The organism is Rathayibacter sp. VKM Ac-2856, from assembly GCF_013205055.1.
Lineage (GTDB): Bacteria > Actinomycetota > Actinomycetes > Actinomycetales > Microbacteriaceae > Rathayibacter.
This window is the reverse complement of the sequence record NZ_JABMLF010000001.1, coordinates 1,048,894-1,060,427: the sequence shown is the minus strand read 5'-3', so window position 1 is coordinate 1,060,427 and position 11,534 is coordinate 1,048,894. Positions and strand designations below refer to the sequence as shown.

The following is an 11,534-nucleotide window of genomic DNA, read 5'->3' as shown; positions in this document are numbered from 1 at the left end:
CGGCCCGGCCCCGAGGGGGGCCGGGCCGGACGATCAGTGCGCGGTGCGGGCGAGCTCGAGGTCGTGCTCGACCATGCGGGCGACGATCTCCTCGAAGGCGACCGTCGGCGCCCAGCCGAGCTCGGCCCGGGCCTTCGACGCGTCCCCGCGCATCTCGGGGGCGTCCACGGGGCGGGCGAAGCGCGGATCGATCCTGATCCGCTCCTCCCAGGCCTCGATGCCGGCGGCCGCGAAGGCGGCGGCGACGAACTCGCGGACGGAGTGGGCGACGCCGGTCGCCACGACGTAGTCGCCGGACTCCTCGGCGCGCGAGGCGCGGACGAGCGCGTCGACGTAGTCGGGCGCCCAGCCCCAGTCGCGCCGCGCGTCGAGGTTGCCGAGCGAGAGCTCGGTCTCGGTGCCCGCGGCGATCGCGGCGACGCCGGCCGTGATCTTCCGGGTGACGAAGCTCTCGGGACGGCGCGGCGATTCGTGGTTGTAGAGGATCCCGGAGGACGCGTGCAGCCCGCGGCCGCGGTACACGCCGACCAGGTGGTGCGCGAACGCCTTCGCGGCGCCGTAGGGCGACACGGGGCGGATCGGCGTCGACTCGGTCTGCGGGTTCTCCACGGCCGCGCCGAAGATCTCCGAGGAGGAGGCCTGCACGAAGCGCACCTCGCGGCCCGCCGACTCCTGCAGGGCCAGCGAGGCCTCGAGCAGGGCGGCGACCGCGGTGCCGGTGACCTCGGCGGTCAGCACCGGCTCCTTCCAGGACTGCGCCACGGACGAGATCCCGGCGAGGTGGAAGACCACGTCGGGCTCCGCCCGGGCGACGACGCGGCCGAGGCCGGCGGCGTCGCGGAGATCGCCCTGGAAGGGGCGGACGGACTCGGGCAGGGAGGCGTCCTCGTCGCGCACGAGCGCGGACACCTCCCAGCCGTCGGCGAGCAGACGCTCGACGAGGTAGCCCCCGTCCTGTCCGCTCGCTCCGGTGACGAACGCTGCGGGCACGGCGGCTACTTGATCAGTGCGGACTGCTCGGCGAGGTCGTTCTCGACCATCATCGAGACCAGCTCGGGGAAGGAGACCTTCGGCTGCCAGTCGAGGACGTCGCGCGCCTTCGCCGGGTCGCCGATGAGCAGGTCGACCTCCGCCGGGCGCATGAACGCGGGGTTCTGCGTGACGTAGGGGGTCCAGTCCTCGATGCCGACGTGGTTGAAGGCGATGTCGAGGTACTCGCGGATCTCGTGGGTCTCGCCGGTGGCGACCACGTAGTCGTCGCCCTCGGGCTGCTGCAGCATGCGCCACATCGCGTCGACGTAGTCGCCGGCGAAGCCCCAGTCGCGCTTGGCGTCGAGGTTGCCGAGCTCCAGCGTCTCCTGCAGGCCGAGCTTGATGCGGGCGACCGCGAGGCTGATCTTGCGGGTGACGAACTCCGGGCCGCGGCGGGGCGACTCGTGGTTGAAGAGGATGCCCGAGGAGGCGTGCATCCCGTAGGACTCGCGGTAGTTGATGGTCATGTAGTGACCGAAGACCTTGGCGACGCCGTAGGGCGAGCGCGGCCAGAGGAGGGTCTCCTCGCTCTGGGGGACCTGCTGGACCTTGCCGAACATCTCGGACGAGGACGCCTGGTAGAACTTCACGCGCGACATGTCGTCGCCGGCGTAGAGGCGGACGGCCTCGAGGATGTTCAGCACGCCCTTGCCGGTCACGTCGGTCGTGAGCGAGGCGTTCTCCCACGAGTAGGCGACGAACGAGATCGCGCCGAGGTTGTAGACCTCGTCGGGCTGGGCGGCGGCGAGCACGCGGACGAGGCTCGACACGTCGGTCAGGTCGCCGGTGAGCAGCGTCACCTCGGGGACGGTGCGGCGCACCAGCTCGTACTTCGGGTTGTTCTGCCCGCGGACGAGCCCGAACACCTCGTAGCCCTTCTCGAGCAGCAGCTCGGCGAGGTAGAGGCCGTCCTGGCCGGTGATTCCGGTGATCAAAGCGCGGGGCACGTGGTGGTCCGTTTCGTCGGGGTCGGTGACAGCGGGCTACATACTACCCACCGGGCTCCGCCGGGCCGGGGAGCACCGCCGTGGAGCGCCACCCGGAGGCGGGCGCCGGCGGGCGGGCGCGGGTATCCTGACCCGGCCCGGACCCGATCGCAGCGCCGGACCCGATTGGACGCCATGCCGGAACGCCTCCCCGTCACGCTCGCCGTGCTCACCGTCGACCCCGGCGGGATGGGCGGCGGCGAGACCTACGCCCGCGCCCTGACCCGCCTGCTCGTGCCGCGACCGGGGGAGGAGGGGCTGCGCGTGCAGGCGCTCGTCCCCGAGAACGCCCGCGGCTTCAGCGAGGGCGTGCCGGAGATCGTGGCCGAGGGCGTCGTCAGCGGGGCGGGCCACCGCCGGCGCGCGACCGGGATGCTGCAGGCGCTGGCGCGCACCCTGCGGCTCCGGCGGCTGCTCGGACCGGAGGAGATCCTCTACTTCCCTTTCACCGTCCCGCTGCCCTGGCCCTCGCGGCGCCAGGGCCACGTGCAGATGGTCTTCGACCTCCAGCACCGCGATCTGCCGCAGCTCTTCCCCCGCGTCGAGCGCGTCTTCCGGCGGATCGCCTACGAGGCGACCGCGCGCCGCGCCGACGCGATCATCACCATCAGCGCCTTCACGAAGGGGCGCATCGTCGAGCTGCTCGGCATCCCTGAGGAGCGCGTCCACGTCTCGCACCTCGGCGTGGACACCGAGCGGTTCCGCCCGCACCTGGGCGAGCGGGAGGACTTCGTCTTCTACCCGGCCCGCGCCTGGCCGCACAAGAACCACGCCCGCCTGTTCGAGGCGATGCGCCTCCTCCGCGCCGACGGCCACGATCTGCGCCTCGTCCTCACCGGCGGCGACCTGGACAAGCTCGGCCCGCTGCCCGACTTCGTCGAGTGGCGCGGGCACGTGAGCGAGGAGGACCTGGCGGAGATCTACCGGCGCGCCGCGGTCCTGGCCTTCCCGAGCCTCTACGAGGGCTTCGGCTTCCCGCCGATCGAGGCGATGGCGTCCGGCTGCCCGGTTGCGGCCGCCGATGCGGGCTCGCTGCCCGAGATCTGCGGTGATGCGGCGGTGCTCGTCGATCCGCTCGATCCGCGCTCGATCGCCGACGGGATCCTCGAGGCGATCGACCGCTCGGCCGAGCTCGGCGCGAAGGGCGTCGAGCGCGCGGCCCGGTTCAGCTGGGAGCGCTGCCGGGCGGAGCACCTGGCGGTGCTCCGGGCTGTCGCGGCAGACCGCCGGGCCGGTCGGCGGGGTGCAGGAGCCGCCGCCAGCTGAGGCCCTGCGCCGCGCGCATCGCGCAGATCACCAGGAGCAGCCAGCCGGCGTCGACGAGCAGCGCGCTCTCGGCGAGCGAGGTCACGAGCAGCACGGTGAGCACCATCACCGGCCAGACGTGCACGACGGCCTTGCGCTCCGAGGCGATGAGCCAGGAGCGCCAGAGGGCGAGGCCGACGAGCACGAGGAAGAGGGCGGCGCCGACGACGCCCACCTGCAGGGCCAGGTCGAACAGCACGTTGAGGCTGGAGGAGTGCGGGCGGCCGGAGAGGAAGTCGATCGCGTTGTACGGATAGAGGTCGGTGCGCCAGTAGCCCACCCAGCCCCAGCCGATGATCGGCGCGAGGTCGGTGAACCGCCAGACCTGCTGCCAGAGCGTGACGCGGAACTCGAACTCGCTGCCCGCGTTCAGCAGATCGACGATCCGGAAGCGGAAGAGCCAGGCGGTGAGCGCGGAGGCCGCGACGACCGTCAGCGTCGTGTACTGCCGCCGCCGGCGCTGCTCGGCCGTGCCGCGCCGCACCCAGCGGAGGATGAGCGCCACCACCGCGGCGACGACCAGCACGCCCGCGCTGACGGCCGAGCGGGTGAAGACCAGGGTGAGCGCGGCGAGGGCGAGCGAGGCGAGGGCCGGGCCGCGCGCCACCGAGCGCGTCATCAGCTCGACGGAGAACGTGACGATCGCCAGGAGGCAGACGAGCCCGAGCTGGTTGCGGGTGCCCACCAGGCCCTGGATCGGACCGCCGGCCGCCAGCAGGCCCTCGACGCCGAGGAAGCGCAGCGGCCGGTCGATCAGGATCCCGGAGAGGACCTCGACCGCCAGCGAGCCGATCAGCACGACCCGCATCACGTCGCCGACGGCGCGGATGACCTGGATGATGTCGCGGGTCAGGCCGATCGCGATCGCGAGGAAGGCGAGCGCGAACTGGTAGAGCACGCTCGAGGCGGTCGCCCACTGGTAGCCGCTCCAGAGCGTGCTGAGGGCGATCCAGCCGAGGAAGACGAGGATGCTGGTGGGCAGCAGCCCCTCCCAGTCGAGCAGCTCGCGCCGCAGGACGAGCATGACGGCGGCGAGGGCGGTGAGCGTCGCGATCGCGGCGATGTAGCCGGGCCAGCCGATCATCCCGCGGACGGCCGGCGCGCAGAGCACGACGACGAGCGACGTCTGCGCGAGGGCCGCCGCGAACTGCGGGGACGCCAGCGCGTCCGCGAGGGCGGCCGGCAGCGCCGACGGCCGTCCGCCCGTCATCGGGTGGCGCGCTGCCCGGCGAGGGGGATCGGCTCGGCGGCGAGCGCGTCCTCCTCCTCGTTGGCGGGCTGCTTGGTCAGGACCGCGAGCGCGACCAGCAGCAGCCAGCCGCTCTCGATCAGGAGCCGGCTCTCGAACAGAGCCTGGGCGAGCAGGGCGGCCATCACCAGGAGCGGGGCGAGCGAGACGGCCGAGTAGGGCAGCGTGCTCGTCGCGCTGCGGCGCGGGCGGTCGACGGCGCGGAACCAGGCGCGCCAGAGCGTGGAGACGACCAGGGCCGTGAAGAGCACGAGCCCGACGATCCCGAGCTGGAACCAGACGTCGAGCCAGGCGTCGTGCGCCTGCAGGTAGAGCACGCCCTTGCGCTCGGCGAGGGTGTCGAAGGGGGCGGCCCAGGGCGCCCAGTAGCTGACCCAGCCCCAGCCGACGACGGGCCGCTCGGAGGCGAGCGCCCAGACCGAGCGCCAGATGTCCAGGCGGCCGGTCGCGTCGTCGCTCTTGCCGAGCAGGCCGAGCAGCGTGCTCCAGCCGGCGATCGCGCCGCCCGCGAGCACGACCGCGGTCGCGGCGGCCGTGAGGTAGACGGGTCGCCGCTCCGACTCGCCGCGACGCCGGGCCCAGAGCGCGAAGACCGCGGCGGCCGCGACGGCGACGGCGCAGAGCAGCACGGTCGAGGAGCGGGTGAGCAGGAGCGTCGCCGCGAACAGCACGATCCAGACCGCGGCCCAGCGCGGGCGAACGGTGCGCGCGGCCAGCTCGATCAGCACGACGACGAGCCCGAGCAGGGCGATGAAGCCGAGGAGGTTGCGGTTGCCGACGACGCCCTGGATCGGCTCGCCGGTGAAGAGGGCGGCCTGCGACCAGTAGAAGGCGTCCGGAATGCGGCCCGTCGGCAGGTCGATGACGAACGGCAGCACGGGGGCGCGGACGATCACGGCGACGACGAGCTCGAAGAGGAGCGACGCGCCCGCGGTGATCCGCAGCGCTCGGCCCAGCGCGGTGACGAACTGCCCGGTGCTGAGCGTCAGGGCGAGGGCGACGCCGCCGAGCGAGGTGGCGAGCTGCGCGACGACGCCGATCGCACTCGCCCCGGGGTAGGCCGACCAGAGCAGCGAGAGCACCGCGAGGGCGAGGAACGCGACGAGCGCCTTGGGCGTCCGGCTCCAGCGCAGTCGCGGGCGCACGCGCGCCAGCATCACCACGACGCCGACCAGGAGCGCCGCGACGACGACGCCCCAGCCCCACCAGCCGGCGAGGTTCCGCAGCGCCTGACCGCCGAGCATCACCGTGAGCACGGCCACCGCGAGCGCTCGGGGAGCGGCGGGCGCGGCGCGTCGGATCATGGCGAACAGTCTAGGGAGCGGGCGGGCACGGGACGGGCGGAGCCGCCGCTCAGACGAACGCCGCGCTGCCCGTGATCGCTCGGCCGACGATCAGCGTGTTCATCTCGCGGGTGCCCTCGTAGGAGTAGAGCGCCTCCGCGTCGGCGAAGAACCGGGCCACCCCGTAGTCGAGGACGATGCCGTTGCCGCCCATCACCTCGCGGCACCAGGCGACCGTCTCGCGCATCCGCGCCGTCGTGTAGGCCTTGGCGAGCGCCGAGTGCTCGTCGCGCTGCTCGCCGGCGTCGAGCATCTCGGACACCCGGGTGGCGAGGGCGATGCTGGCGGTGATGTTGCCGATGCTCTTGACCAGCAGGTCCTGCACCAGCTGGTGACCGACCAGCGGCTTGCCGAACTGGACGCGCTCGCGGGCGTAGCGCAGGGCCGCGTCGTAGGCGCCGATCGCGACGCCGATCGCCTGCCAGGCGACCTCGGCGCGGGTCAGCCGGAGGACCTTCGCGGTGTCGCGGAACGAGTTCGCGCCCTGCAGCCGCAGCGACTCCGGCACGCGGACCCCCTCGAGCACGATGTCGGCGTTCTGCACGGTGCGCAGGCTCTGCTTGCGGGCGATGGCCGTCGCGCGGTAGCCGGGGGTCGAGGTGGGGACGAGGAAGCCCTTCACCTGGCCGTCGGCGACGTCCTTCGCCCAGATCACGGTCACGTCGCTGAACGTCGCATTGCCGATCCAGCGCTTCGCACCGTCGAGGATCCAGGTGTCGCCCTCCCGCCGGGCCGTGGTCCGCAGGCCCTGCGCGGAGTCGGAGCCGGAGTGCGGCTCGGTCAACCCGAAGGCGCCGATCACCTCGCCCGAGGCGAGCTTGGGCAGCCACTCGGCGCGCTGCTCCTCGGAGCCGGCGACGCCGACCGTCCCCATCACGAGGCCGTTCTGCACCCCGACGTAGGTGGCGATGCTCGCGTCGACCCGGCCGAACTCGAGGGCGACCCAGCCGCGGAACACCGACGAGTTCTCGATCGCGCGCGTCTCCGGCCAGGACAGGCCGATCACGCCGGTGGCATGGATCCCGGGGATGAGCTGGCGCGGGAACTCGGCGCGCTCCCAGTACTCGTCGGCGATCGGCCGGACCTGCTCCTCGAGGAACGCGCGCACGCCGACCAGGAGCTCCTTCTCGGCGGGGGAGAGCCTCGACTCGAAGCCGTAGAAGTCGGCGCCGAGGAGCTGGAAGGCCGCGCCGGGGGTCTCGCGGGTCTCGTCGCGGGTCTCGTCGCGGGTCTCGGAGGTCGTGGTGCCGCCGGTCTCGAGGGTCGTGCTGTCCATGGTCCATCGCTCCATCGCTCGGGTGCGCACCACGGGGCCCGCAGGAGCGGCGGCGGTGCGGCTGAGGCCAGCGTACGAAGCGGCGGGCGCGGCGGCGCGGACGCTGGCGATCGGCGCCAAGCGGCGGCCGGTCCTCCGGGGCCGCTGTTGTAGATCCTGCTAGCGTCGGGGCGGGCCGCCCCCGGCAGGGTCCGGACGGCGCCGCCCCGCACCCCGCCCCGGAACGGAAGGCCTCCGCCGTGCTCATCCCGATCGGCAACACCCCCCGCGACTACGCCTGGGGCTCGCTCACCGGCATCTCCGACGCACTCGGCACCGCGCCGTCCGGCGGCCCCGAGGCGGAGCTGTGGCTGGGTGCGCACCCGGGCTCGCCCGCCCGCATCCTCGACCCCGCCTCCGTCGGCGCGTCGACCCTCGCGGAGTGGATCGCCCGCGAGCCCGAGACGGCGCTCGCCGGAGTGGCGGGCTCGGTCGACCCGGTGTCGGGAGCGCCCCGGCTGCCGTTCCTGCTGAAGATCCTCGCGGCGGGAGCGCCGCTCTCGCTGCAGGCGCACCCGTCGTCCGCGACGGCGCAGCGCCGCTTCGTCGAGGAGGACGAGGCCGGCGTGCCGCGCGACGCGGCCGAGCGCAACTACAAGGACCCGTTCCACAAGCCCGAGCTCATCTACGCGCTCACCGAGAGCTTCGACGCGCTCTGCGGCTTCCGCGAGCTCGGCGGCACGCGGACGCTGCTCGCCGAGCTGGCGGGCCGCGTCGAGGGGGAGCAGGCGGAGGCGATCACGCGCTTCGCCTCGGAGCTCGACGGCGAGCCCGCGGAGGTCCTCCGCCGTGCCGTCTCCTGGCTGCTCGCCGACGGGGACCGCGCGGAGGTCGCGGCGCTGATCGCGGCGGTGGTGCGCGCGTCCGAGGGCGACGAGCGACTCGAGACCGGGACGGTGCGCTCGCTCGCCGAGGCCTACCCGGGCGACCCGGGGATCGTGCTCTCGCTGCTGCTCAACCGTGTGCGCCTCGCCCGCGGCGAGGTGCTGTACCTGCCCGCCGGCAACATCCACGCCTACCTGGCGGGCACCGGCGTCGAGCTGATGGCCGCGTCGGACAACGTGCTGCGCGGCGGCTTGACGCCCAAGCACATCGACGTGCCCGAGCTGGTCGACGTGCTGGAGTTCTCGCCGCTGCCGGTGCCGTACCTGCCGGCCGAGGAGCCCGCGGTCGGGCTGCGCGTCTACCGCCCGGACGTGCCCGACTTCCTGCTCGCGGTCGTCCAGCCGACCTCCGACGAGCCGGTGCGCGTCGAGCTCGACGGGCCGGCGATCGCGATCGCCACGGAGGGCTCCTTCACCGTGCGCGGCGCGGAGGGCGAGACGACGATCGAGCGCGGCGCCAGCGTCTACGTCACGCCGTCCGAGCGCGCCCTCGCGGTGACCGGGCGCGGCACGCTCTTCGTCGCCACGGTCTGACCGCGTCGATCTCGCTGCGTCCGTTGCGCGGGCCCATGCTGGTCGAGTAGCCCGCAGGGCGTATCGAGACCAGTCGTCGCCGGGAGTTCGGAGCGGGTGGATCTCGATACGTCCGCTCCGCGGACTACTCGATCAGCATGGAGGCGGCAGGCCTTCACCTGCGCCGCCCATGCCGGTCGAGTAGCCCGCAGGGCGTATCGAGACCCGCCGTCAAGAGGCGACGGCCGGGGCGAAGGTGCGGCGGTAGGCCGCGGGGGTCGTCTGCAGCACGCGGGCGAAGTGATGGCGCAGCACGGCGCCCGTGCCGAAGCCGACGCGGACGGCGATCGCCTCGAGGGTGAGGTCGGACTCCTCGAGCAGCTGCTGAGCGCGGAGGAGGCGCTGGCGGTTCAGCCAGGCCAGAGGAGTCGTCCCGAGGTCGGCGCGGAAGCGGCGCGCGAAGGTGCGCGGCGACATCAGCGCCCGCCGGGCGAGGACGTCGATGCTCAGCTCCTCCGCGAGATGGTCGAGCATCCACTCGGTGACCTCGGCGAGGGAGTCCGCGCGCGCCTCGGGCATCGGGGTGCGGATGAACTGCGCCTGCCCGCCGTGGCGCTGGGGCGGTACGACCATGCGGCGCGCCACCACGTTCGCGGCCGCGGCGCCCAGCTCCTCGCGGACGAGGTGCAGGCAGGCGTCGATCCCCGCCGCGGTCCCGGCGCCGGTGATGATCCGCCCCTCCTGCACGAACAGGACGTCCGGATCGACGTCGACCGCCGGGTGCCGCCGCGCCAGCTCGTCGGCGTGCATCCAGTGCGTCGTCGCCCGACGGCCCTCGAGCAGTCCCGCCTCGGCGAGGACGAAGGCGCCGCTGCAGACGCTCAGGATCCACGCTCCCCGCTCGTGGGCGCGGCGCAGCAGGGCGAGCACCCGCTCGTCGACGGGGCCGACCGGATGCGCGGGCACCGCGATCAGATCCGCGTCCTCGGCGGCCTCGAGGCCGTCCGCGATCAGCAGGTCGAAGCCGAGCGAGGTGCGCACCGGGCCCGGGTCGGCGGTCGCGATCCGGAAGTCGAAGACCGGCCCGCCGTGCTCGCGCCGGTCGACCCCGAACACCTCGCAGACCACGCCGAACTCGAACGGGGCGACCCCGGGCAGCGCGAGGACGGCGACGGAGCGGAGCATCCCGGCAGGATATCGCGACACTGCGACTTCCTGCCAGGTGGCGGGCGCCGCCCCGCCGCTAGGGTTGCGACGGTGCGCGCGCGGCGCCCGTCGTCGAGGAGGATCCACATGGCATGGCTGGTCACCGGGGGAGCCGGATACATCGGAGCGCACGTGGTGCGCGCGTTCGCCGAGCAGGGCATCGACCCCGTCGTGCTGGACGATCTGTCCTCCGGCCACGAGGCCTTCGTCCCCGAGGGCGTCCCGTTCCACCGCGGCTCGATCCTCGACGAGGCGCTGCTGGACGAGGTCTTCGCGCAGCACGAGATCGAGGGCGTCGTCCACGTCGCCGGCTTCAAGTACGCGGGCGTCTCCGTGCAGCGCCCGCTGCACACCTACGAGCAGAACGTCACCGGCACCGTGCGCGTCCTCGCCGCGATGGAGCGCGCGGGCGTCCGCTCGATCGTGTTCTCCTCCAGCGCCGCGGTCTACGGCGCGGTCGACGTCGAGCTCGTCACCGAGGCCACGCCCAAGAGCCCCGAGTCGCCCTACGGCGAGTCGAAGCTGATCGGCGAGTGGCTGCTCGCCGACGCCGGCCGTGCGCACGGGGTGCGCCACGCCTCCCTGCGCTACTTCAACGTCGTCGGCTCCGGCTACCCGGACGTCTACGACACCAGCCCGCACAACCTCTTCCCGCTGGTCTTCGAGGCGCTGCTGGCCGGTCGCACGCCGCGGATCAACGGCGACGACTACCCGACCCCCGACGGCACCTGCGTCCGCGACTACATCCACGTCGCCGACCTCGCGCTCGCCCACGTGGCGGCCGCGCGCCGACTGGCCGCCGGTGAGCCGATCGATCCCGTGTACAACCTCGGCAGCGGCTCCGGCGCCTCGGTCGGCGAGATCATGACCGCGATCGCCGACAGCACCGGCATCGCCTTCACCCCCGAGGTCGCGCCGCGCCGCCCGGGCGACCCGCCCCGCATCGTCGCCTCGGGCGAGACGGCCGCCCGCGACCTGGGCTGGGAGATGCGCCACAGCGTCGCCGAGATGGTTGAGAGCGCCTGGCGCGCCCGGAGCGCCGCGACGTCCTGACGCCGGGTCCGCCCTCGGTCGCGAGCTTCGACACGGTCGCGACACGCCGGTGTGTCGCGAACCCTCCACGGGGGGTTGAGGGTTTATGGTCCGCGACTTGACCTCAGCGAATGACACCGGTGTAATTACGGAGGCGGTTGCTCCGGGAGGAGCCGGTCGCCGATCATGTTCGCGGGCGGGGTAGGAGACGGTATGGCGATTCCGGACAGCGTCTCGAGGAACGACAGGATCTCCGGAGCCGATCGTGCTCCGGCGGACGGCGCGGCAGCGATGCGCGCGGTCCCGGAGGACTGGTTCGTCGATCCCGTCCGGCTCGGCGTCCCCGGTGTCCGGCAGGGCATCGACTCCGACACGCAGGCGCCCGGCGGCGCGCTCTCCTGGCAGGTCGACTCGCTCTGCGCGCAGACCGACCCCGAGGCGTTCTTCCCCGAGAAGGGCGGATCGACGCGCGACGCGAAGAAGATCTGCACCTCCTGCGAGGTCCGGGCCCAGTGCCTCGAGTACGCGCTGGAGAACGACGAGCGCTTCGGCATCTGGGGCGGCCTCTCCGAGCGCGAGCGCCGCAAGCTGCGCCGCCGGGCGTGACCGCCGCCGGTCCCCGGGGGCGGCGAGCCGCCGCAGGGCGCCGCGCGCCCATCGCTTAGGGTG

The 11,534-nt window shown here is 73.5% G+C and carries 10 protein-coding genes; 4 read left to right on the top strand and 6 right to left on the bottom strand.

Annotation, left to right across the window (positions count from 1 at the left end):
• Positions 1-33: 33 nt before the first annotated feature.
• Together HQQ82_RS04885 and HQQ82_RS04880 are read right to left on the bottom strand one after the other, a co-directional pair.
• Positions 34-990 (bottom strand): GDP-mannose 4,6-dehydratase, encoded by a 957-nt coding sequence (locus HQQ82_RS04885; protein ID WP_173231902.1) that lies wholly within the window; start codon positions 988-990, stop codon positions 34-36.
• Between the two features lie 5 nt (positions 991-995).
• A complete protein-coding gene (locus tag HQQ82_RS04880) occupies positions 996-1,979 on the bottom strand; it encodes a GDP-mannose 4,6-dehydratase (RefSeq protein WP_173231901.1) in 984 nt (327 codons plus the stop codon).
• A gap of 174 nt (positions 1,980-2,153) precedes the next feature.
• Between HQQ82_RS04880 and HQQ82_RS20250 the strand changes: the two genes are divergently transcribed.
• Positions 2,154-3,284 (top strand): glycosyltransferase family 1 protein, encoded by a 1,131-nt coding sequence (locus HQQ82_RS20250; protein ID WP_173231900.1) that lies wholly within the window; start codon positions 2,154-2,156, stop codon positions 3,282-3,284.
• Here the strand turns inward: HQQ82_RS20250 and HQQ82_RS04870 are convergent.
• Genes HQQ82_RS04870 through HQQ82_RS04860 form a run of 3 tightly spaced genes read right to left on the bottom strand, consistent with a single transcriptional unit; the run spans position 3,184 to position 7,191 of the window.
• The gene (locus HQQ82_RS04870) at positions 3,184-4,533 is read right to left on the bottom strand and encodes an O-antigen ligase (protein ID WP_173231899.1); all 1,350 of its coding nucleotides are present in this window, start codon (positions 4,531-4,533) and stop codon (positions 3,184-3,186) included. The genes HQQ82_RS20250 and HQQ82_RS04870 overlap by 101 nt on opposite strands.
• Positions 4,530-5,876, bottom strand: coding sequence for an O-antigen ligase (locus tag HQQ82_RS04865; protein WP_173231898.1), 1,347 nt, complete (start codon positions 5,874-5,876; stop codon positions 4,530-4,532). Before HQQ82_RS04865 ends, HQQ82_RS04870 begins: the two co-directional genes overlap by 4 nt.
• A 49-nt stretch (positions 5,877-5,925) precedes the next feature.
• Positions 5,926-7,191 (bottom strand): acyl-CoA dehydrogenase family protein, encoded by a 1,266-nt coding sequence (locus tag HQQ82_RS04860; RefSeq protein WP_173231897.1) that lies wholly within the window; start codon positions 7,189-7,191, stop codon positions 5,926-5,928.
• Positions 7,192-7,430: 239 nt separating this feature from the next.
• Here HQQ82_RS04860 and manA point away from each other — a divergent pair, with 239 nt between their 5' ends.
• Positions 7,431-8,648: a mannose-6-phosphate isomerase, class I gene (gene manA / locus HQQ82_RS04855; protein ID WP_173231896.1), complete on the top strand. Its 1,218-nt coding sequence runs from the start codon at positions 7,431-7,433 to the stop codon at positions 8,646-8,648.
• A gap of 210 nt (positions 8,649-8,858) precedes the next feature.
• Here manA and HQQ82_RS04850 read toward each other — a convergent pair whose 3' ends face one another.
• Entirely contained in the window at positions 8,859-9,812 is a 954-nt protein-coding gene (locus tag HQQ82_RS04850; RefSeq protein WP_173231895.1) for a GlxA family transcriptional regulator, read from the bottom strand.
• A gap of 108 nt (positions 9,813-9,920) precedes the next feature.
• On the opposite strand from HQQ82_RS04850, the gene galE reads away from it, so the two are divergent.
• Both galE and HQQ82_RS04840 read left to right on the top strand, forming a co-directional pair.
• The gene (gene galE, locus HQQ82_RS04845) at positions 9,921-10,886 is read left to right on the top strand and encodes a UDP-glucose 4-epimerase GalE (RefSeq protein WP_173231894.1); all 966 of its coding nucleotides are present in this window, start codon (positions 9,921-9,923) and stop codon (positions 10,884-10,886) included.
• Positions 10,887-11,156: 270 nt separating this feature from the next.
• On the top strand, positions 11,157-11,471 hold the full coding sequence (locus HQQ82_RS04840) for a WhiB family transcriptional regulator (RefSeq protein WP_173232338.1): 315 nt from the start codon (positions 11,157-11,159) through the stop codon (positions 11,469-11,471).
• The last annotated feature ends 63 nt before the right edge of the window (positions 11,472-11,534 follow it).

Excerpts from the sequence above, each read along its gene's own strand:
- HQQ82_RS20250 (WP_173231900.1), top strand. The coding sequence starts at position 2,154 with ATGCCGGAACGCCTCCCCGTCACGCTCGCCGTGCTCACCGTCGACCCC.
- HQQ82_RS04870 (WP_173231899.1), bottom strand. The coding sequence starts at position 4,533 with ATGACGGGCGGACGGCCGTCGGCGCTGCCGGCCGCCCTCGCGGACGCG.
- HQQ82_RS04865 (WP_173231898.1), bottom strand. The coding sequence starts at position 5,876 with ATGATCCGACGCGCCGCGCCCGCCGCTCCCCGAGCGCTCGCGGTGGCC.
- HQQ82_RS04860 (WP_173231897.1), bottom strand. The coding sequence starts at position 7,191 with ATGGACAGCACGACCCTCGAGACCGGCGGCACCACGACCTCCGAGACC.
- HQQ82_RS04850 (WP_173231895.1), bottom strand. The coding sequence starts at position 9,812 with ATGCTCCGCTCCGTCGCCGTCCTCGCGCTGCCCGGGGTCGCCCCGTTC.
- galE (WP_173231894.1), top strand. The coding sequence starts at position 9,921 with ATGGCATGGCTGGTCACCGGGGGAGCCGGATACATCGGAGCGCACGTG.
- HQQ82_RS04840 (WP_173232338.1), top strand. The coding sequence starts at position 11,157 with ATGCGCGCGGTCCCGGAGGACTGGTTCGTCGATCCCGTCCGGCTCGGC.